A 21,613-nucleotide genomic window follows, 5' to 3' on the forward strand; every position below is an offset into this window, starting at 1 on the left:
TCCGTCCTAAACGCCGCCGCGGCGGATGAGCTTGCCGCCGGGAGTCTGGCCGTCCACCACCGAGCCCCGCAGGAAGGTCTTGCGGACCACACCGGACAATGCTTTACCGTCGTAAGGCGTGATGGGGTTCTTGTGCTTTAGCTTCTTGACGTCCACAACGAACGCCTCGTCCGGGGCGAAGATGGAGAAGTCGGCGTCGTAGCCCAGTGCCAGCTGGCCCTTGGTGTGCAGGCGGGCGAGCTCGGCGGGCTTTTGGGCCATCCAGCTGACCACTTGTTCCAGGGTGATGCCGCGGTGCCGGGCCTCGGTCCAGATCAGGGACAGGCCAAGCTGCAGGGAGGAAACACCGCCCCAAGCCACGGCGAAGTCGCCGTTCTCCAGGTCCTTCAGGTCCAGCGTGCTGGGGGAGTGGTCGGAAACGATGCAGTCGATGGTGCCGTCCTGCAGGCCCTTCCACAGGAGTTCGCGGTTGGAGGCTTCGCGGATGGGCGGGCAGCACTTGTATGCCGTGGCACCGTTGGGGATTTCCTCGGCCATCAGCGTCAGGTAGTGCGGGCACGTCTCCACGGTGAGGCGGACGCCGTCGCGCTTGGCTGTGGCGATCATCGGCAGGGCGTCCGACGACGACAAGTGGAGGATGTGCGCACGGGCGCCGGTCCAGCGGGCGCGCTCGATGACCTCGGCGATGGCCTTGTTCTCCGCGCCGCGCGGGCGCGACGCCAGGAACGTGGAGTAGTGGTCGCCGCCGGGGTGGGGTGCGTGGTCGATGGCCCGGGAGTCCTCTGCGTGGACGATCATGAGGGAGTCGAAGGACCGCAGTTCGGCCATGTCCTTCTCCATTTCCTCCGCGTCCAAGTGCGGGAACTCGTCCACGCCGGAGTGCAGGAGGAAGCATTTGAAACCGAAAACGCCTTCGTCATGCAGGGGGCGCAGGTCCGCGGTGTTGCCGGGGATGGCGCCGCCCCAGAATCCGACGTCGATGAAGGCCTGGTCCTGGGCCACGCTGCGCTTGAGCTTGAGGTTCTCCACCGTGGTGGTGGGCGGGATGGAGTTCAGCGGCATGTCGATGACGGTGGTGACGCCGCCCGCGGCCGCGGCGCGGGTGGCAGAGGCGAAGCCCTCCCATTCCGTGCGGCCGGGTTCGTTGATGTGGACGTGCGTGTCCACCAAGCCGGGGATGAGCGTCTCGTCGTCGGCGAGTTCGATGATCTCGGTGCCCTGCAAGCCGTTGCCAAGGGGCTCCATGGCCACAATGACGCCGCCGCGCACACCCACTTCGCGCGGGGCAAGGCCGGCGGTGGTGAGGATCCGCTGACCGCGGATAACAAGGTCGAAAGTCTGCTCAGGCATTGAGGGGCTCCTTCTTTTGGGCACTGGCCGTGCCGGACGCTGCGTGTTCTTCGATCAGGCGCACGCCGATGTGCTGACCTAATTCTTCAAGCAGGCGTCCAGCTTCAGCCATACATATCTCTACATTGCTCTCCAGCTCGGTCAGCGGATACACCCGCTGAAAGCCGGACTCTTCGATCTGTTGCATGTCCAGGGTGGTGCGGCCGCACACTGCGATCACCGGGATTCCCGCCCGGGCGGCCGCCCGAGCGACTCCCATGGGTGTCTTGCCGAGCAGGCTTTGCTCATCCAGGCTGCCTTCGCCGGTAATCACCAGGTCCGCACCCTCGGTTCTTTGCTCCAGGTCGGTGAATTCAAGAACGACGTCGATACCCGGCTTGCGTTCCGCGTTCAGCATCGCGAGGGCCGCATAGCCCACGCCCCCGGCTGCACCGGCGCCCGGCGCCTTCGCGGCGCGTGTTGCCTTCTGGCCGACCTCTGCGGTGAGGACTTCCACGAAACGGGTCAACGCGGCGTCGAGTTCGGTGACATCGTCCGGCGTCGCGCCCTTTTGCGGGCCGAACACCGCTGGGGCGCCACTCGGACCAAGAAGGGGATTATCGACGTCGGACGCCAGGATCACGGTGGTGTCCTCCAATCGGAGGTCCAAGTCGGCTGTGTCGATGGTCTCCAAGCGGGCCAGTGCGGCGCCACCCGGCGGCAGTTCGTTGCTGTTGGAGTCGAGGAAGCGAACGCCAAGGCCGCGCAGGAGGCCGGCGCCGCCGTCGTTGTTGGCGCTGCCGCCGACACCCAAGGTGATGCGGCGGCAGCCGAGGTCCAAGGCGGTGCGGATGAGTTCGCCCGTGCCCTGGCTGGTGGCCGTCTTGGCGGTTTCACGGTTGGGGCCGGTTGGCAGCAAAGCCAGGCCGGACGCCGTCGCCATTTCGATGACCGCCTCGGTGCCGCGGACGGCGAAGTCTGCTTTGACGAGCTGGCCCAGCGGACCGGTCACCGTGGCAGTGCGGCGGGTGAAGCCGGCGGCGACGGCGGCGTCGAGGGTACCTTCGCCGCCGTCGGCCACCGGAATGAGCGTCGTCTCGATGTCCCGTTCCGCTTGTTCCGCGGCCCGGCGCAGGCCAGCACTCAGGTGAGCGGCGACGTCAGGGGCGGACAGCGAACCCTTGAATTTATCCGGGGCGATGACCACGCGCATTCCGGTGACTCCTTTGCTCGGGCGTTACTTCTGCAGGGCGAGGATGGCGGTGGGGGCGTCCTCTGCGGACTCAGCCAGCGCCTCGAACTCGTTCACGGCGTTGATTTCCAGGCCCATTGAGATGTTGGTGACCTTCTCTAGGATCACTTCCACCACCACCGGCACCTTGAATTCGTCGCGCAGAGCCTTGGCCTTGTCGAAGGCAGCGGGCATGTCCTGGGGGTTCTCCACGCGGATGGCCTTGCAGCCCAGGCCCTCAACCACCTTGATGTGGTCCACGCCGTAGCCCATGGTTTCCGGGGAGTTGATGTTGTCGAAGCCCAGGGACACGTGGTAGTCCATGCTGAAGCCGCGCTGCGCCTGACGGATCAGGCCCAGGTAGGAGTTGTTCACCACCACGTGGATGTACGGGAGGTTGAACTGCGCACCCACGGCCAGTTCCTCGATCATGAACTGGAAGTCGTAGTCGCCGGACAGGGCAACCACGTTCTCACCCGGCTTGCCGCGCACAACGCCCAAGGCGGCAGGAGCGGTCCAACCCAGCGGGCCTGCCTGGCCGGCGTTGATCCACTTCCGGGCACCGAACACGTGCAGCAACTGGGCACCGGCGATCTGGGACAGGCCGATGGTGGTCACATAAGTGGTGTCCTTGCCGAACGCCTTGTTCATCTCTTCGTACACGCGCTGCGGCTTGATCGGCACGTTGTCGAAGTGGGTCTTGCGGTGCAGGGTGGCCTTGCGGTTGGTGCACTCTGTGGCCCATTCCGTGTAATCCGGCAGGGTCTTGGCTGCCTGGCGCTCGCGGGCGATCTCCAGCAGGCCATCCAGGGCTGCACCGGCGTCGGAAGCGATGCCCAGGTCAGGGGAGAACACGCGGCCGATCTGCGTGGGCTCGATGTCGATGTGCACGAACTTGCGGCCTGCCGTGTAGGTTTCCAGTCCGCCGGTGTGGCGGTTGGCCCAGCGGTTGCCGATGCCGATCACAAAGTCGCTGCGCAGGAAGTTCTCGTTGCCGTACCGGTGGCTCGTCTGGAGGCCGACCATACCTGCCATCAGTGCGTGATCGTCCGGGATGGCGCCCCAGCCCATGAGGGTGGGAACCACGGGGATGTTTAGCAGTTCGGCCAGCTCAACCAACTGCTCCGAGGCGCCGGCGTTGATGATGCCGCCACCGGCCACGATCATCGGGCGCTCGGCCGCCGTCAGCATGTCCAGGGCCTTCTCCAGCTGCTTGCGCGACGCCTTGGGCTTCTCCACAGGCAACGGCTCGTAGGCTTCGATATCGAACTCGATCTCGGCCATCTGCACGTCGATCGGCAGGTCCAGCAGCACCGGTCCGGGGCGGCCCGAACGCATCACCTGGAAGGCCTTCTGGAACGCACCGGGCACCTGGCCCGGCTCCAGGATGGTCATGGCGAACTTGGTGACCGGCTTGGCGATGGACTCGATGTCCACAGCCTGGAAGTCTTCCTTGTGCAGCTTGGAAACGGGGGCCTGGCCGGTGATGCAGAGCATCGGGATGGAGTCGGCCCAAGAGGCGTACAGACCAGTGATCATGTCAGTGCCGGCAGGGCCGGAGGTGCCGATGCAGATGCCGATGTTGCCGTCGGCGGCCCGGCTGTAGCCGTCGGCCATGTGGGAGGCGCCTTCAACGTGGCGGGCCAGCGTGTGGCGGATGCCGCCGTGGGCCTTCATGGCGGAGTAGAAGGGGTTGATCGCGGCGCCTGGCAGGCCGAACGCCTCCGTGGCGCCCTCCTTTTCCAGGATCAGGATGGCCGCGTCAACGGTGCGCATCTTGGGCATTGGGTGCTCCTAGTAAGTCTTGTTTGGCCCGCTCAGGGCCGGAATTGGGTGTGGTGAGGGAGCCGCCGTCGTATAAGTACGACGGCGGTTGTCCCGTTTGCTTGTTGTCCGGCTACCGCCGGGGTGCTCTACTTCTTGCCGCTGAGCTGGAGGACCTGCTTGAAGAGGCCGGAGTGGTCCAGCCCGCCGTCGCCTTGGTTGACGGTGGCGGCGACCAGTTGGGCCACGACGGCGCCGAGCGGGATAGCGACGTTGGCTTCGCGGGCGGCGGAGGTGACGATGCCCAGGTCCTTGTGGTGCAAGGCGAGGCGGAAGCCGGGGTCGAAGTTGCGGTCCAGCATCTTCTGGCCCTTCTGGTCCAGGACCTTGGAGCCGGCCAGGCCGCCGCCCAGGACCTTGAGGGCTGCATCGGTGTCAACGCCGTAGGCCTCAAGGAAGGCGATGGCCTCGCCCAGGACCTCGATGTTGACGGCGACGATCAGCTGGTTGGCAGCCTTGACAGTCTGGCCGGAGCCGGAGGGGCCGACGTGGACGATGGTCTTGCCGACGGCGTTGAGGACGTCCTGAGCGGCCTCGAAATCGGCTGCTTCGCCACCGACCATGATGGAGAGGACGGCGTCGATGGCGCCCTGCTCGCCACCGGAGACCGGGGCGTCAAGCGGGCGGATGCCGACTTTTCTTGCTTCTTCCGCAAGGCGGACGGCGACGTCGGGGCGGATGCTGCTGGCGTCGATCCACAGGGCGCCTTGCTTCGCGTTGGCGAAGACGCCTTCTTCACCGGTGACTACGCCCTCAACGTCGGGGGAGTCCGGCACCATGGTGATGACGACGTCGGCGTCCCTGACGGCGTCAGCGATGCTGCTGGCGCCCTTGCCGCCCTCGGCGACGAGCTTGTCGATCTTCTCCTGGCTGCGGTTGTAGCCGGTGACGGTGTGGCCAGCCTTGACGAGGTTGATGGCCATGGGCAGGCCCATGATGCCGAGTCCGATGACTGCAACGTTGGTCATTGTGGTTCTCTTTCTCTAAGTTCGGCGTTCTAGCGGGCCGCGCGCTCGCGGATGGCCGGTTCGCGAATAGCCCAAGCGAAGGCGGTCTCTTGGGGTTCCTTGTACTCGAGGCCGATGTAGCCTTCGTAGCCGAGTTCGCGGCTGCGGGCGATCCACTCGCCGAGCGGGAGGGTGCCGGTGCCGGGTGCGCCGCGGCCGGGGTTGTCGGCGATCTGGATGTGGCCAAAGTCCTTGGCGTGGTTCTCGATGACGGATTCCACGTCATCGCCGTTGACTGCCAGGTGGTAGAAGTCGGCGAGGAGCTTGATGTTCTCTGTTCCGGCTTCGTGCCTTACCTTGGCGATGATGTCGAGGGCGTCCTGGGCCTTGAGGAGCGGGTACTTGAGGGCTCCGCTAACCGGTTCAAGGAGGACCGTGCCGCCGATGCTGGCGACGCCTGCGGCCGCTGCCGCAAGGTTCTCGGCTCCGATTTCGTCCTGCTTCTCGGCGGACTCGCCGTCAACGCGGTTGCCGTACAGGGCGTTGAAGGCCTTGCAGCCCAGGCGCTCGCCGATGCCTGCGACGACGTCGATGTTGTCCAGGAATTCGGAGGAGCGGGCGGGCCAGGAGACCAGGCCGCGGTCGCCGCCGGGCATGTTGCCGGCGTTGAAGTTCAGGCCCGTGAGCTGTACGCCAGCGTCGGTGATGGCGGTTTCGAACTGCGTGGTTTCTTTGTCCGTGGGAACCGAGGTGTCGAAGGGCCACCAGAATTCGACGGCGTCAAAGCCGGCAGCCTTGGCAGCCGCCGGGCGCTCGAGCAGGGGAAGCTCCGTCAGCAGGATGGAGCAATTCACTGTGTACGTCATCGTGGGTCCTTCCGAAGAGGGGCTTTGGATCTATCTTCCTGTGGGCCTCGCTGTCTGGCGAGTCGCGGATTCTGAGCTGTTTCCGCTTTGTGGAATTTAGATTCTGCTTTATGAAAAGTGTAAGGAAGAGTGGGGAAGGGAGTCAAGGGGTGCTGTGATTGGGATACCAAAGATGGGACGCAGGCAGCACATAGCTGCTGGTCGCCAAGAGAGTTACATTGCCGCCTTGGCTTCGTCATCCTTGTGGCGAAGGTAGTAGCCGGCGACGCGTGCCCGGTGGCCGCAGATGCTGGGCGTGCACCAGCAACGGTGGGGGTTGCGAGTAACGGACCGTTCAGGTCAGATGGTCGTAGTCTCCTCGCGCCCAGGCAGCGTGCCGTTGGGCGGAATCGTGCAGAATGGCCTCGGCTCTGGACGCGATGACATTGTTGAAGTTGCCGTAGATCCGGTCGAACTTGAGCTCTCCGAGCTGCGCGGCGATTCGCAGCGCCACCGTGCCGGATAGCGGCAAATGATTCGGGTAGCTGCGCATGAAGGCGATGGAGCGGCGGTCTGGATTCGGAAACACGCTGTCACCGGTCAGCAGTACTCCTTTGCCGCCAGCTCCTGTGGCCCAGTGCACCACCGCGCTGCCCGGGAAGTGCCCTCCAGTCTGGTGAAGAGTCAACCCTTCGGCGAGAGTCCGACTGCCCGACCAGTACTCGATGACCGGATCGTTGCGCCCCAGCCATCGCTGGTCTACGTCGGCTACAAGTACAGGTACGCCACCGAGCCGATGCGACCATTCGACCTGCACGCCGAACATGTGTGGATGGCTAGCGGCGATCGCGAGGACCGGGCCTCGATCGAGAACGGCTTTTACGGCGCTGTCATCGACATATCCGACCGGATCCCACAGCAGCGAACCCTCATCCGTCACCACAAGCTGGGCGGTCTGGCCGATTCCGACTTTTGGCTCCGTCGTGATCCCGATAAGTCCCGGCTCGTTCTCTTTTAACAATGCCTGCTGGCCCGCCTGCTCCAGCCCGCCCAGCGTGAGCCACTTTTGTCCGCCCTCGGGAACATATTGCCGCTCATCGGCGCAGATCGGGCAGACTTCCGGGATGGATCCGTCGCGTTCGACGGCGCAGGTTGCACAGATCAGCACGGTGGGTCCCTTCTCATGTCTAGTGTCGTGCGTTCCAGCCTTCTTCATCTTCGGCCGCAGGATGGCGTGCCCAGACTATGGCACGAGAAAGTGCCTAGGAAGAGAATCCTCGCGGTATCAAGTGCAAAGTTGGAGATCTGTGCGGCCCGGAACTGTAATCCGGCCATCGCTTCTGCGGCGTGGCTGGGCAGCATTCTCATGGCCGTGATTCCCGGCCTCATGCCAACAGGGGCCAAACCGCGCGCGCGACACTAAACCGGCTCGTAAATCCAGCCGTTAGGGCCTAGCCGTGACTTCTGACAATCAGAGCGGAGTCGGGGCTAATGCTCACAAACACAATGCTCAAGGTGACTAACCGCCGTAGCGTCTAGGTCGCCGCGCAGTCCCAACCTGCACAGCAGTGATGAGCTCACACAGGGCGCAGATGTGAAGCCCCGCGATCAGCACCATCAAGTTTTGGATGGTGGATGTCCACACCGCGCGCCACCGCAGTGCAGTTCCAATCAAGGCTCTCGCCTGAGCTTCCGATGTGGTGCTCGAAAATACAATCTCTCGCCCTGTTGCTTCTGACTAACGCTAGTCGGGGAGGAGACGGTCAGTCTCCTCCCCGAATCTTTGGTCACGTAGTCGTTTCGGAGGGGCCTCGGTGGAAGCGTCCGAAGCGTTGAAGATACAGGAAAATACCGATGAAAGTGAGCACGCCTAGAAGGGGTCCTGCCCATATTGCAACTCCGGTTCCGCGAAGGAGAATTGCTGCTGCCCCGAAGAGTCCAGCAATAACGCCGACTCCCGGGCTTGCCGTCGCGAGCCTCCCCTGAACCTTACGGCCTATCTGCCGGTAACTGACGCCCTGCAAGATGCCGAACAGGATGAAGGAAGCCACCATCATTAACGGCCACGGCCACTCTGCCATCGCTACGACACTCAAGGTGAGCCCGTACATAGCGGCTAAGACTAGCCAATAGTTTCGTGCAGTCCTCCGCATTCTCGTGTTCATCAGCAACCCCTATTGAAGTCGATCACGGACCCAGCAATTGCCATGGCGGCAGAGCATCCTAGCGCCGCCATTGGTCCAAAGAAGCCCATGGCACCACAAAATGCAGCGTTGGTGCCCCACCAAGCCCACAGAGCTGCCCAAGCGGCCGGGCACTGCGGAAACATTGGCCTCATGGACATGCCCCGAAGGCCTCCTCCCATCATCGCAGGCTTTGACTTATGAATCTTCGCCACCTTGGAGCCGCTTGGCCCGTCCTTGACTGCGAGCGTCAGATACCCAGTTTCCGTCAGCACGACCAAGGATTCGAGTACATCGGTAGGCATCATGGCCGCTAGGAATTCCTGTTGAAGTTGACTGTCGAAGCGAATATCCGAGGCGAGGAACGTGGTTAGAGTCTTGGAACTCTGGATTATGCCAAGCCGTTTTGCGAAGCCGGTCGGGTCCGCTGATCGCGACTGCTCCAGGCGTTTCATCGCCTCCATTTTCTGTGCCTGAGTTGGCTGGAGCAGCGCAACCCCTGAATCGACCGGTACGACCGTCCGCGTGGCTGCGGCATTCGCCGGAATGACTGAAGCAAGAAGGACGGCAAGGACCGCCGTGAACGTGGAGATTACGCGCCAGATTTGCTTCCATGAGCTTGTTTTGTGAAACATGCAAATCCCCAATCTTGAGATTTCACTCACCCCGGCAGGAGCAAGCGAGCCAAGCACCGCCGAAGGAACGGCGCGTAACACAGCCAGATGCCCGAACCCAACTTCTACGTCGCTCCTATATGGACGACGTAGGCAAAATGGCTGGTACACGAGAACCTAAGCCTCGAAATCATCGTTAGGTGGACTTTGGACGCGAATTGAGTGGCCTTTGGCAGAGAATTAGGTGCTTCTAGGCGGATTTTGAGACTGAAATTGAGTGTTGGATGGCATCTGCTGTGGGAAGGAACCGCTTTTGGATTGGCTAGATCACCAACTGCAGCGGCCGTTTCCAAGCTGCACAGTGATTTTCTGACCCCGCGAACCGGTAAGCCGATCGTCCTCCGTCCCGTCGCTAGACACGACACCTGCTCAGTCACGGTCGCTCGACACGTGCATCGGCGTCGTCAATTGATAGCGGGAGGATGGGTGGAAGGCGTGGCCCACAAAGATCTCGGCGAGTCCCGAAAGCTCTTGGCCGTCATCGAGGCGAGCGGAGATAGTAGTGAGCTCCTGGCAGGAGAGTTACCGACCTACGACGTAGGCGTCAGCTTGTGCATCCCGCAAAGGTGCACCGCCGCCGAGTATGCCGGGCCAGGACGCCTATGTTCCCCCCGACTGCGGGTTGGTGCCGTGCGGCCGCGGACACAACGCGCAAGCTGCCTTGAATGCGCTGACATGGGTGAGCTGGGTTAGTTACGGGGACGCAGACTCGCTCTCCACCGGCATGAGTTAGTGGGCCTGTTTAGTGGTTCCGTGCGAGATCCCAAACCACGAATATCGTTCCTCCGGAAAGAGCAACAGATACAAGGTAGATGCCGATTAGCATCGATGCGGCGGTCGAGCGAAGTACGGCCATCTCAACAATTCCCAATAAAACCGTGCATGCTACGGTTGCAACGGAAAAGGAGACTGGCAGCAGGACTTTGGGAACCTGATAACGAGTACACCAGGTCAGAGTGGGTCCCCACAGACCCTGCGTCATTAGCAATACGACTCCGAACCCGAGAGCGTAGCTAAACAAAACGCTTTCAGGACTCGGAGGTTGTACGGATATTCCAAAAAGGTACAAAGACGTTGCAATCGCTGAACCCGCCATGAAGCTGACATAGACGTGGGAAGCCTGGAGACGAATCAGGGTCTTCACCCGACTTGGGAGACGCTTATGTTGTCTGTGGGGCAAACTGGCTCAAAAAGGCAGGTAAATCCAGCGTTCGGACGTTGGGTAAGAGTTTTCCAGGTGTCCCATCCATTGGTATTGAAGCGGGCACAAGCCTCGTGAGCAGGAGCCTGAAAGCGCCATCCCACCATTTCAATCAGTCCAGAGAATCCGGATTACCCCAGTTCAGATTATCTCCACCAAATTCCCAGCCACTTTGACCTACTACATCGCAGCTAAAGGCGCCTGCAAGGTCCAGGGAGACTCGATTGTCGGGAATGAAAGTTTTATATTCTACGGCATTCGTGTAAGGCTGGTAAGCCAAGAGTGTCGGGCGGGTTTCACTTGATGTTGTGACTCTGAAAGTTCTTTGATGTAGTCTTTCGGCAGAGGGCTGATTCCCGCTCTCAATGATTTGGTATTCATAATTCGTATTTGGCTTGAGATTGCCCTCTGAGAAAGCATCTTTGAGTTCATCTGCTACCAGACGCCCATCGCGGAACACTTGGTAGGAATTCTCCTTATTGACTCTCCGCCAACTGATACTGATCGAGTGCTTCGTGGTGGCGACCGCAAGACTTGGCCTCATTGATCCGGAACTCAATTCAATCTGGTTCTTTGTGATCGAAGCATCCACTATGCCCGGGTTGTCCTCTGAATAGTTAGACGTCCAATCCCAGGCCGTCGTGTCTACGTTGGGCGCCCTCTCTGACGTCTCGAATGGATCGACGGGGCTTTCATACCGAACCACGCGGACCGCCTCTCCCGATGCGAGTGAGCCAGTGTAGATGGCCTCCCCAGTGCGAGCGTTGCCGCCAGTGTAGTTGTCTCCATCATTCCTTCCTCCCCCCAACGATGTTGGTAACTGCGTGTGGAGGGAAGGCTAGGGAGGATGAGTGGTTAGGGGCAGAAATTGAGTGTCATGAATGCTGTGTTTGTGGACATGTAAGGTGCATCAATGAGTGTTGTCGGTGCTTTGCAGCGGAGTCTTCAACGGCGCCGTCGGCACAGCGTTGCCGCATCTTTTCCAGCCCTGCTCTGGATCATCGGATGCATAGGAATGGCCACGATCGCGGTCCTGATGAACGCCGGAGCAGCCAAGCCCATTGGAAAACATTAACCAGCACGACATACGTCAACGTCCCGACGCCGACACTCAACAAGGTGCGACGCCCGCCGAGGAGGTGGGTTGCCGCCGTCGTAATTACTGCGACGACGGCCAGGCTGGCGGACGGCGGGTCGGCGATGATGGTGCCGCGGAGGGTTGACGCAGCCAGGATGCCTAGGATGCCGACAGGCATCCACACCGAAAGCACCTTCACCAGCGTGGAATCGCGGAGGGCCTTCAGCGCAGCGAACGGCACCGCCCGCAGGGCAAAAGTAATGACGAAGACCGTCGCGAGGATCACAAGGATGTAGCCGGTATCAGGCATCAGTGCTCACCTTTCGAGTACGACGACGGTCCAGGCCGAAGCGGACCAGCAGCAGTAAGAGGAACATCACCAGGGCCACGAACAGGGCCTGATCCGGAGAAACAATCAGTGCAAACGTGAAACTCAGCCCCGCCAGCACTATTGATGGGACCTGCTGGCGGGTTCGGGCAGCGTCCAGGGTGAGCGTGATGAACAGGGCGCACAGGGCAAACTCGAGCCCTTCGATGTGGCCGGGCGTCAGTGCGGCGATGGCAACCCCGGTCAATCCGCCGAATACCCAGTAGCACTGGAAAGCAAGTTGCATGCTGAGGAGACGCCAAGGGGTCCATGTCTCCCGGGAAGCCGCAGTCACGGCGTACGCCTCGTCGATGAGCGCATACAACGAATAGAACTTCGCCAACGGGTTCTTCACGATGCTCAGCGGGAAGGAGAAAGCGTAGAACACGTGGCGAAAATTGACGAGCAAGGTGGTCAGCGCCACCGTGGCCAGGGGCGTCATCGCGACCATCATGCCGATCAGGAGCAGCTCCAACGAACCCGCAAATCCGGCAATCGACAATGCCGGGGCAACCCACCACGGCAGGCCCGCCTGCATCACCAGCAAGCCAAATGCCACCCCCAGCGGGTACATCCCCAGTCCTGCGGCGAGGGAGTTTCGTACGCCTTTGAGGATCTCATTTCCTCGGGAAAGACGGTTGGCTCCGCCAAAGCTTGCACATCGTTTGTCACCCTTCAAGGATGGCAAAATCGACCCAATATTTGATTGCAAACATTGCTCAATCTACTCCACAGAGAGCAACATATAGTCATGGATTCTCTATTGATCGTGCAATTATTGAGGTTCTTCAACGCGACGGGCGCATTTCGAACGTTGACCTCGCGGACCAGGTCAACCTGACACCTGGCCCGTGCCTGCGCCGCGTGCAGCGGTTGGAGTCCTTGGGCGTGATCCGCGGGTACAAGGCGGACATCGACCCACAAGCGATCGGGCGCAGCTTCGAGGTCATCCTGGATATTGAATTGACCAATTTCAGCCGGGAGATAGTGTTCGGCTTCGAGAATGCGATGGCTGAGTTCGAGGAGGTGACGGAACTGCATCGGCTCTTCGGCTCACCTGACTATTTTGTGCGCGTCGCCGTCGCGGACCTGGAGGCCTACGAGGAGTTCCTCAGCGAGAAGTTGCTGGCTATCCCCGGAATCCAGAAGATGAGTTCCCGGTTCACGATGAAGACCATCAAACGCTGAAGCTTAGCCGGCCCCGGGCGTCGATAGCATCAGTGAGCTTGCGAAGCACTTCGTCCGGCGAGCCGTTCGCATCAACTTTCAGGAACCCGGCGTAATGCGGTAGCAGACGGTAGGCCTCCCGCAGGGCCTTCAAGTCCGCCACGGACTCCTCATCCGTCCCGCGGGCAAGGATCCGCTGATGCGCCACCCCGGGCTCGACGTCCAGGTGCACCACAACATCAGGCTGAGGCAGCAGTTCCAGGAACCGGGGCAGGAGCCACCCAGCTGGAAGGCCACGCATTTCCCGCAAAGCCAGCTGGCAGTGCAGATGGCGGTCCATGACAACCAACCCAGCCTTGTGCATCCGGAAAAACCAACAAGTCCGGACATGGGACACCAGCACGTTGCCCACTCGAATCACTGTTTCCACCGCGTCGGACAACCGAGGCGGAAGTAAGAAACCGAGTTTGGCGCCAATCAGCGATATCCGTCGCCGTCCGGCGTGGTTGCTGAAAACAATCGCTACTCGCCCCTCAGCCCGCGCGAATTCAGCCAGGGCGTGGGCCGCCGTCGTTTTTCCTGAACCGTCAATTCCCGTCAGAACTATGAGCACGTGCCCTCCTTCGCTCATTTGTTCGAACGACCCACCCTACGGCATCGCCCCGAAGTGGAGCCGTAAAGAGAGGGACGTCACGCTACGCGCGGGCAGGGTCCTTCACGAGATGCTCACCCACAAGGGCCAGGTTCTGGATGACGGCCAACCCGAATTGGGAGGCATCGTTGGTGGATACGGTGGGGGCCTCGTCCACGGGAAGGAGCACATGCGGCGGCTGGATCTTCTGCAGTGTGAAGGCCGATCCGTGGTTGAGATGTTCGCCGCCTTCAGAGAATTTCTCCCAGGCCAACGCCGCGAGCTCAGTGGAACCCAAGCGGGCCGCAGCGTAGGCGGACAAACGGCTATGTGCCTGCGTCAGGTGGATGCCTGACAATGCCTCGCCCACTTCTGAAAGCTGTTCTTCCGGCGCGGCGAGGAACAAGCGGCAGTACTGCAGCCAGGCCTGCTCAAACGTCGGATCGTCCACCAGATCGATGAGTTCGCTGCAGATCTCCACCAAACCGAACACGGCACTCAGGTGGGAGACGCTGATCTGTTCCCTGCCGGCGTCGAACCTTCCGGTGTCCAGGTTGTAAAGCGCCTCACCGGTGAGGAAGCCGTACTTCAACGCACCGATGTCCGCCATGGTTCCCAGGAGCCGGTCCCGGGACCAGGGGTTGCCTGTTCGCTCCCAATCCGTCAGCCACGTTGCGGCCAGGGAACCCCAGTCCGTGCCGAGGCCAACGCCAAGCGCGCCGCGCTCCGGCCGGTAGGTGGCGCTGTCCGGGCGGACCTTGCGGACGGGGTCCAAGCCGAGGAAGTTGCGGTCGCTGTCTATGAGTTCGGTGAGCAGGTCACCCGTGCGCTCGTCGGTGGTGAGGTAGTAGTAGAACCGCCGGTAAGCCGGGTTGCTGATGCGGAGCTGCTTGGCGCTACAGCCCCAATGCTGCACGTTGTGCCGGGAGCCGAGGCCTTTCCACGGCCCAAGGTGGTAGACGTCCACCTCTCCGGTGTGGCGCGTCATGGCCTCTGCGAAGCGGAACACATCCGCCCGACCGGATCGTAGATACATGTACCAGAGCCACAAGTCAGGGGAGAGCTCGGAGTTGTCCCACGCATACCCACCCACGTCGTAACGCCAGACATGCCGATCGAAGTCGTAGGTATGCATCACGTCGCCGTAGTTCCAGAAGCCGTACCAGCGGCGTTGCTCACGCTGTCCTTCGTAGAACTCGAACAGGAAGTTGAGTTTGTCTTCCAACTCGGCCCTCTCCGGCGTGCTCCTGTCCACGGGGGCCCAGTCGCCGAAGATCCCAGTTGAGTGGAGGTGCTCGGGAGCGACCTGCAGCAGGGCGGGTTTGGCGGCCTGGGCGGCATCCGCAGCCAACTCCTCCGTTGCTGGCGTGGATTCATAGGCGAAAAGGGTCAGCTCGTGCGTCCGGGCGATGCCGTGTGGGTTCCCGAACCCCGGCGCGTAGTCCTCGTACGTGATTTCCAGGCCTTCGAGCTGTTCTTCAAACGTGTCCTGGCCCAAACCGTCGTGGTAGAAGCGCAGGTCCATGGCTTGGGCTTCGGGGGAGTACAGCCAGGCAGTCATGGTGGCTTCGTCCGAGCCTGCGTCCCGGATATCCAGCTGCCCGGGATGCGACTGCCAGAAGTCCCGGATCCCCACCGCGAAGCCGCCGCGGGTATCGCTGAGCGAGCAGAATCCTGCCGCCCGGGTGCCTCCGGAGATGCCAACCCAGGCGTGGCCTTCCCTGGTGCGTTTCCGCAGATCAAAACCATCCGACGTCAACTGAGTGAGTGTGTAGTCACTCCACTCAGGGATCAAATGGAGCCTCGTGGAGACAAGTTCGCTCCATTCCTCCAAAGGCGGAGTCGGTCTGCCCTCCACTTGGGCTCGGCGGACCTCCACGCCCGGGTCCCGGCGCAGCCCGGTGAGCCCCCGAACGGATTCCACCAGGAAGCCGCCGTCCGCACCAGCCATTCGGATATGCCGGTTGTGGAGTTCACTGCGCAGCGGCACTGTAAACCGCACGCCGAGGCCCGCCAGGAAATCGTGCTCGGCGTCACCATCCCAAACGAATGAGTGGACCATTCGGACAGAGCTGGCAGCGGAGTAGAAGTACAGCCGGACCACAAATGGCAGCCAGTTCTGGCTTCCAGGCTCCGCCGCATCAGGACTGTGCCTGCCTTCCACCCGCACCACTGCCCGTACAGGTCCGTTCTGCTCCACGGTCACGGACGACACCATGCCGGTGAATGGTTCACGAGAAACAGTGCCCGGACCCTCAACCACACTGTCCTGCCGAAGGCTGACCAGCCTGCCGTCCCGGGCTACCACGGTGCCGTCCCTCGACAGGGACCGGAAAATTGTTGGGCCGGAGCGCTCGATGACGGCCTCCATCTTTCCGGTGGTGATGTGGACTGAGTCGGCGGTTTCGACGACGGCGACCGTCGCCGCAGAGGAGGTCCTGACGTCGGACGCTGAGTCTGTTGCAACGCTGTAGTGAGCGGACGGCGAGTCAGTGGCGGGCAGCGCGATGCCGGCCCACTTCAGGGAACCGTCGGGCCAGGTGGCAAGCGGCCAGGACTGGGAGGGAACGTGAGCGCCGGAGGCGTCGCGGACTGAAATGGCGGCGGCACCGGACACGGTTCCCCGCGCGAATGGCATGCCCCACGTGGTGCCGCCGCTCAACTTTGTGGGCGGCACGCCGTCCAGCCATCGGATGTCAGTGGGCGGTGTCATTGTTTCCTCCAAAAGGAAGATTCACACAAAAGTGAACAAGTCAGTAGCGCAACGGGCGAAGGTCGGTGTAGTGGGAAATCGCTTTCTCGATGGACAAAAAATCTAGTCCAAGCTGAGGGAAAGCGCAATCACCACTTTCGCGCAGCGTCTTGATAGATTTTGTTCGAATTTGCTTGACCCGCATGTTTTGCGGCACCGCGTCCATCCAAGCCGACATCCTGGGTGACTGGCGTGAAGAAATCGCGTGGCCGTCGTCGGACAGCACCGAACTGCGGATCTACACAACCACGGCTCCGACCGAGATGCGCCTGCGCACCCTGATGCACGACCCCATGTATCGGACGGCCGTGGCTCGCGAGAACGTGGCTTACAACCAGCCTCCGCACCCCAGCTTCTTCATCGGTGCCGGCATGGAAACCCCAGCCATGCCATCGGTCACGTACGTGGGTGACCCCCGCTAAACGCCCGACGCCGGCACTAAGGTGCCGCCCGCATCCTCACCCGATGCGGGCGGTACTTTCTTGTGCGATTCTTGAGCGGCAAACCCTTGCTTGGCATTTGGGCAGTGTGGACCATTGGACCACCTGTCATGATCAATCAAGTCCGCTTGGGGGTAACAATGGAGCGCAGTCGTGGTGTGGGTCTTGCGACCCTCCTCCGCTTCGTCGCGTTCCTATCCGCGACCACACTCGGCATTGGGTTGACGGTTACGTTCCTGTCCACAGCCGCCGCGAGGTCGACGACGGTAGTGGCGTGGCCGTCGTCGGCCCCCCGGACGGCCACTGCAGCTCCCTCCGCGGAACCGCAGGACCCTGTGACGCAGCCGCAGGCAGCGGTAGCAGAACGGCCGGCAGCGGTGGCGCAACCCCCGGTGGCGAGGCTGGAAGCACCTGCACAAACGATCCGGCCCGCGCTCGCGGGTGAAATCAACAGTGTCATCCTCGACCACAGCTACTTCGAGGTCGGCGCCGCACTGATCGATCTGTCCGATGGCGCGGTCCACGAATTTGGCGTTACCGAGCCATTCGAGGCTGCCAGCACGGCCAAGGTTCTTGCCGCTGCCGCCTATTACCACTTGGTCGAAATAGGAGAAGCCTCTTTGGACGATCCACTGGGGGAATCCACGTCAGGGTGGCAAATCCGGGAGATGATCCAGAATAGTGACAACGACTCGTGGGCAATGATTATGGACGCGGTCGGCTATGAGAAATTGCGGGACTACGCGGCATCTATCGGTGTTAGTTATGAGCCCGAACTAAACTGCCTGACTCCGGCGGAAATGGCAACCATCTTGGCGGACCTTTATTCGGGCAAACTGATAAACCAAGAAGATACCGCGCAATTGTTGACGTACATGACCAACACCAACTATGAGGACCTCATCCCAGCGGCCGTACCAGAGGGCATAACGGTATTCCACAAGTACGGACTGCTCGACCAGGAACTCCACGACGCGGCAATTCTCACTCAAGGTGCCCGCGCCTTTGCCTTTGTTGTTTACACCAGTGGTTCCGGCTGGGACGACGCCGCAGACCGCGCGGAAGTCATCCATCAGCTGACCCGGGCCGTGGTCGCCGGCCTCTTCTAGGCTGAGCAGCGTAGCGCGGCACGCCACGTCCTCACGTTTGCGTCCAGGTACGTGCAGCACCACCTAGACGCCGTGGCGCCACCACCTAGGCGACTTGTTGCCGGTCCCGGAATTTAGGGGTTTTTACCACCTAGACCCAACTTTAGCGCCACCTATTTTCGCTGATCCGGACACCTAGATGCGGTTCTGGGCCCTAGCTTGACTGCACGATCCCGAAACCATTTGGGATCAGATCAGGAATGGGGCAACGAAATGAAAAAGACTGCAGGTGTTTCGAAGTTTCGTCTTCTCGGCGTCACCGAGGATCGTTCACTCCAAAGGCGATCCTTGAAGTCGGCACCGGCCCGAAAGTTCGGGTTCGGAGTCCTTAGCGCGATCCTAGCGGTGTCCGGCGTCGATGTTGCCGCTCCTGCCGCGAGCGCGGCGCAAGCGCGGGATTCTGACGCCCTAGAACGCGTACTTGATGCTGGACCTTTCCAAGATGCCCAAAGCCTCAGTTCCTTTCAAACGCCTGCCGAGGACAAGAAGCAGCGAGTTGAGTTCGGAGAAGACGGATCGATGAGCATCGTTGCCTCACAAGACATGACGATGACCGTGAGTCCAGTGTCGGTTATGACCGGAAAGTTGGAGAGGAGAGCGATCGGAAATGTTCAGTCAGCAACGGTTTCCCCAAATGCCAGCCATTCGTATGTTTTTGCCCAGCGAGGGAACGATTCGGGGGCAGCGTTTGTAGTTCTAAATGGCTCGACGGCTCCGCGCGCATTTTCTTTTGAGATTACGTTCAACGGCAGTCCGGCAAAGATAAGCATCGCGAGTGACGGCTCCGCTGTGGTCATGAACGACAATAGCGAAGTCCTAAATTATGTTGCCGCTCCGTGGGCCCGCGATGCAGTAGGAAGGTCGATTGAAACCCGATACTCAGCTGAAGGTAACCGACTCATTCAACACGTCAAAATCACCAAGGACACAGTTTTTCCAGTAGTTGCCGATCCTCAATTCGGTTGGGTGGGGATTTTCCCAGTTGTCGAATTCAACAGACAAGAGACTGCCATCTCGCAATCCGCCGCCGGTGTTCTGAGGGTCTGCTCAAGACTGTCAGCTGGACTTCCTGTGGGGCTTTCGGCGTGTGCCGCCTCCGCCGTTCAGATTGCGCTGCAAGCTGCCATTGCAAATGCCAGAGGTGAATGCATACGCCTGGCACCCGCGCCCATAGGCGCAATGGCTTTCCGATACACCGGTGGCTACTGCAGGTAGGCTCCTCTGGACTAATGGAGATACAGGGATGAACACCATGCTTCACTATTTTCACGAGCTACGTGAGGCCAGAATCGCAACTGGACGAAGGCGCATTTACAACTGGATCTCTGCTTCAGTTTTCCTCGGCGTCCTGATTGCTCTGGCTGTATCAGGGACTCATATAGCTCTCATCTTTGCTTTCATTTGTTTTGACCTGATTGTCGATACCGCGATTGTTTATTCCTGGGTCCGGCGGGACGCCTTGGACGCCTAAGCGGGAGCCGCCCGCACCCCAACCGGGGACGCGGGCGGCAGCTTACTGCACTGAACGTGCCGCCTAAGGGACGGCAACTCCAAGCCGTTCGAGCAACAGCCGGCAGGCGCTCGGCACCGGCTGGACGATTTCCGCCGTAGTGGTTTGGGCCAATCGCAGCGCGGTGGCGCTGAGGGGACCGCCCGCAATGATTACCGCTTCGGCGCCGTCCAGCGTGGATTGCTCGACGGCGGCAGCCAGCTCCAGGTATTGGCGTTCCGGATCGGCAGCCAGTACCAGGGGCTCAGAATCGGTGAGCCGGACGCCGGTGAACAACTCCGACTTGCCGTGCGCAGCAACAAGCTTTTCCAGTGACTCAGCCAGCAAGGGTGTGCTTGTCGCCATTCCAAACTTTCGGTTTCCCCGGGCAGCCGCGTGAATGGAACCCTGCCCGATACCGACCACCGGGAGCTCCAGTGCCTCGTGAAGCTCCGCTCGGCCCGGGTCGCCGATGGCGGCCACAATCACTCCGGCGACGGAACCGCCGTCGCGCCCTGATAAGTCTGGCCCTGACAGGTAGTCCAGCACCGCGGAACGCACGTGCGGCTGGGACTCGGCCAGGGCACCGGGGTCGATGATCATTGCCGGACCCGCAGCCGCAGTGAGCCCAACAACGTCAAAACCGTGCGGCTCCAATTGTGCAGCAGCAAGCTCCGCCATCATCGCCGTGGTCTTGCTGTTGCTGTTCGGGTTGACCAACAGGACCGTGTTCCTAGTGCCCATAGATTGCGGCCTCCTCATCATTATCAGTGGGACTGTCTTCCTCCAGCGGCTTGCCGAACGTCTCCGGCGGGAACTGCACTGCGACTGCGAGGACGCAGAACAGGATCGCCAGGGTGGTGAACATGCCTCCCAGCCCGGCGGCGTCGAATATGGCTCCGGAGATCAGCGGGAAGAGGCCACCGGAAAGGGAGCCTGCCGCGAGGATGATCGAGGTACCGAAGCCGCGGGTACGGGTGGGGTAGAGCTCCGGCGCGAAGAGCCAGATGGTGGTGTTGAGGATGATCACGGCGAAGTTGAAGAGGGCGCCGAAGATGACCACCAGGACGATGTCGTTGGCGAGGAAAGCCATGGACAGCCCGGCAGCGCAGCCGAGGATGGCCGCTGCGGTGAGTACCTTCTTCCGCGGTAGTCGGCTGGCGAGGTAAGCGGCCGTCGCGGCTCCCACCAGTGAGCCGGACTGCATGATCAGCGTGAACCACAGGCTTGTGTTCACGGCGTAGCCTCGGGCAACAAGGATGGTCGGCATGAGCGTGAGCATGGAAATCTGTGCCGCGTATGACATGCAGACCGCGATGCACAGCAGGACCGTGCGCTTGAGCAGCTTGCCGCGAAGGGCGTCCCTCCAGTGGCCCGAGGACTTTGCCTCCACAGGGTCGGGCGCGGCGGTGATGAACTGCTCGGGGTCGTCTATGCGGCCGGAGAGCTTGTTGCGGGCAAGCCGCGTGATGACCACGTTCGCCTCATCGATCCGGCCCTTGGAAGCCAGGAACCGCGGGGTCTCGGGGACGAACCGCCGGAAGAACATCACCAGGAGTGCAGGGACGAACAGCAGGCCGAAGACCCAACGCCACTTGTCCGGTCCGTCGAAGAGCGTGAAGACCAAAATGCCGAAAGCCGGCGCAAGCATGTTGCCCAAACCCGCAGCGGTGACGTTGATCAGTCCGACCGCGGTGCCGCGGTATTTGGCTGCGAAGAACTCAGCCATCATGATCACCGCTACGGCGATCTCACCGCCCAGGCCAAAACCGACGACGAAGCGGCCGGCCGCAAGGATGGGGTAATTCGGCGCGACGGCACACAGGAGCGAGCCGCCGGCGAAGATCATGAGGTTGATGACCAGCATCTGTCGTCGGCCGTACTTGTCCACGATCAACCCGGTGGCCAGGCGCCCCAAGGCCGTCGCGGTGAAGGTCATGGTGTTGAGCAGGCCGATTTCCGCAGCGCCAAGCCCCCACGCCTGGCGCAGTACGGGTCCGGTGATGCCGACGGCATTCTGCTCAAGGGCATCGAAGAAGACGCCGAGCAGGATCATGAACACGATTTGGCGGTGTGCGCCGGTGACGCCGATCCGTTGGTAGGCGCCTTCGATTTGTTTTGCCAGGGATCCGGTTCGCGATCCCGTGTTGATTGCGGAAGCTTCTCTGTCCACAGGGGGCTCCTCTTTGAGCTCTGAAGGGGGCACCCGTGCCACTCGGATGCCTTCCGTAATACGAAATCAAAATCTCGTATATAGGAATGTGAGCCAGATTACACTTTGGGATCCCAAAATGCTAGTGGTTGTGG

General features: G+C 61.4%; 17 protein-coding genes and 2 pseudogenes. 4 read left to right on the plus strand and 15 right to left on the minus strand.

All coding sequences use genetic code 11. From position 1 onward, the window contains the following. Positions 1 to 6: 6 nt before the first annotated feature. The 11 genes and pseudogenes from allB to LD110_RS18260 form a co-directional block, all read right to left on the minus strand. Positions 7 to 1,350: an allantoinase AllB gene (gene allB / locus LD110_RS18210; RefSeq protein ID WP_225500813.1), complete on the minus strand. Its 1,344-nt coding sequence runs from the start codon at positions 1,348 to 1,350 to the stop codon at positions 7 to 9. After that, positions 1,343 to 2,542, minus strand: coding sequence for a glycerate kinase (locus LD110_RS18215; protein ID WP_225500814.1), 1,200 nt, complete (start codon positions 2,540 to 2,542; stop codon positions 1,343 to 1,345). The genes allB and LD110_RS18215 overlap by 8 nt, the downstream gene beginning before the upstream one ends. Before the next feature lie 24 nt (positions 2,543 to 2,566). After that, positions 2,567 to 4,345, minus strand: a complete 1,779-nt coding sequence (gene gcl / locus LD110_RS18220) for a glyoxylate carboligase (protein WP_225500816.1) — start codon at positions 4,343 to 4,345, stop codon at positions 2,567 to 2,569. A 128-nt stretch (positions 4,346 to 4,473) separates the two neighbouring features. Continuing rightward, on the minus strand, positions 4,474 to 5,352 hold the full coding sequence (locus tag LD110_RS18225) for a 2-hydroxy-3-oxopropionate reductase (RefSeq protein ID WP_225500818.1): 879 nt from the start codon (positions 5,350 to 5,352) through the stop codon (positions 4,474 to 4,476). Positions 5,353 to 5,381: 29 nt separating this feature from the next. Further along, on the minus strand, positions 5,382 to 6,197 hold the full coding sequence (locus tag LD110_RS18230; RefSeq protein WP_225500820.1) for a hydroxypyruvate isomerase family protein: 816 nt from the start codon (positions 6,195 to 6,197) through the stop codon (positions 5,382 to 5,384). Positions 6,198 to 6,410: 213 nt separating this feature from the next. Then, positions 6,411 to 6,509, minus strand: a pseudogene (locus LD110_RS24105) (CGNR zinc finger domain-containing protein); the annotation flags it as partial. 22 nt (positions 6,510 to 6,531) lie between these two features. Further along, positions 6,532 to 7,344 carry a hydrolase gene (locus tag LD110_RS18240; RefSeq protein WP_225500822.1) on the minus strand — a complete coding sequence of 271 codons (813 nt, stop codon included), beginning with the start codon at positions 7,342 to 7,344 and terminating at the stop codon, positions 6,532 to 6,534. Positions 7,345 to 8,340: 996 nt separating this feature from the next. After that, a complete protein-coding gene (locus tag LD110_RS18245) occupies positions 8,341 to 9,024 on the minus strand; it encodes a hypothetical protein (RefSeq protein ID WP_225500824.1) in 684 nt (227 codons plus the stop codon). A 1,322-nt stretch (positions 9,025 to 10,346) separates the two neighbouring features. Beyond that, positions 10,347 to 10,826, minus strand: a complete 480-nt coding sequence (locus LD110_RS18250; RefSeq protein ID WP_225500825.1) for a hypothetical protein — start codon at positions 10,824 to 10,826, stop codon at positions 10,347 to 10,349. A gap of 406 nt (positions 10,827 to 11,232) precedes the next feature. Then, positions 11,233 to 11,622, minus strand: coding sequence for a branched-chain amino acid transporter permease (locus tag LD110_RS18255; RefSeq protein ID WP_225500827.1), 390 nt, complete (start codon positions 11,620 to 11,622; stop codon positions 11,233 to 11,235). Further along, positions 11,615 to 12,253 carry an AzlC family ABC transporter permease gene (locus tag LD110_RS18260; protein WP_308012458.1) on the minus strand — a complete coding sequence of 213 codons (639 nt, stop codon included), beginning with the start codon at positions 12,251 to 12,253 and terminating at the stop codon, positions 11,615 to 11,617. Before LD110_RS18260 ends, LD110_RS18255 begins: the two co-directional genes overlap by 8 nt. A gap of 107 nt (positions 12,254 to 12,360) precedes the next feature. Here LD110_RS18260 and LD110_RS18265 point away from each other — a divergent pair, with 107 nt between their 5' ends. Next, positions 12,361 to 12,867, plus strand: a complete 507-nt coding sequence (locus LD110_RS18265; RefSeq protein WP_225500829.1) for an Lrp/AsnC family transcriptional regulator — start codon at positions 12,361 to 12,363, stop codon at positions 12,865 to 12,867. Here LD110_RS18265 and LD110_RS18270 read toward each other — a convergent pair. Next, positions 12,857 to 13,459, minus strand: coding sequence for a dTMP kinase (locus LD110_RS18270; RefSeq protein WP_225500831.1), 603 nt, complete (start codon positions 13,457 to 13,459; stop codon positions 12,857 to 12,859). The two genes, LD110_RS18265 and LD110_RS18270, sit on opposite strands and share 11 nt — an antisense overlap. A gap of 82 nt (positions 13,460 to 13,541) precedes the next feature. Next, entirely contained in the window at positions 13,542 to 16,190 is a 2,649-nt protein-coding gene (locus LD110_RS18275) for a Tat pathway signal sequence domain protein (RefSeq protein WP_225500833.1), read from the minus strand. A 191-nt stretch (positions 16,191 to 16,381) separates the two neighbouring features. Here LD110_RS18275 and LD110_RS18280 point away from each other — a divergent pair. From LD110_RS18280 to LD110_RS18290, 3 genes and pseudogenes are all read left to right on the plus strand, one after another. Next, positions 16,382 to 16,651: pseudogene (locus LD110_RS18280) on the plus strand (hypothetical protein); the annotation flags it as partial. A gap of 128 nt (positions 16,652 to 16,779) precedes the next feature. After that, positions 16,780 to 17,778 (plus strand): serine hydrolase, encoded by a 999-nt coding sequence (locus LD110_RS18285; RefSeq protein ID WP_225500835.1) that lies wholly within the window; start codon positions 16,780 to 16,782, stop codon positions 17,776 to 17,778. A gap of 252 nt (positions 17,779 to 18,030) precedes the next feature. Further along, on the plus strand, positions 18,031 to 19,032 hold the full coding sequence (locus tag LD110_RS18290) for a hypothetical protein (RefSeq protein ID WP_225500837.1): 1,002 nt from the start codon (positions 18,031 to 18,033) through the stop codon (positions 19,030 to 19,032). A 319-nt stretch (positions 19,033 to 19,351) separates the two neighbouring features. On the opposite strand, the gene LD110_RS18295 is transcribed toward LD110_RS18290, so the two are convergent. Together LD110_RS18295 and LD110_RS18300 are read right to left on the minus strand one after the other, a co-directional pair. After that, positions 19,352 to 20,050: an aspartate/glutamate racemase family protein gene (locus tag LD110_RS18295; protein ID WP_225500839.1), complete on the minus strand. Its 699-nt coding sequence runs from the start codon at positions 20,048 to 20,050 to the stop codon at positions 19,352 to 19,354. Next, positions 20,040 to 21,479, minus strand: a complete 1,440-nt coding sequence (locus LD110_RS18300) for an MFS transporter (RefSeq protein WP_225500841.1) — start codon at positions 21,477 to 21,479, stop codon at positions 20,040 to 20,042. Before LD110_RS18300 ends, LD110_RS18295 begins: the two co-directional genes overlap by 11 nt. Positions 21,480 to 21,613: the final 134 nt, after the last annotated feature.

Source organism: Arthrobacter sp. M4 (genome assembly GCF_020251205.1).
Lineage (GTDB): Bacteria > Actinomycetota > Actinomycetes > Actinomycetales > Micrococcaceae > Arthrobacter.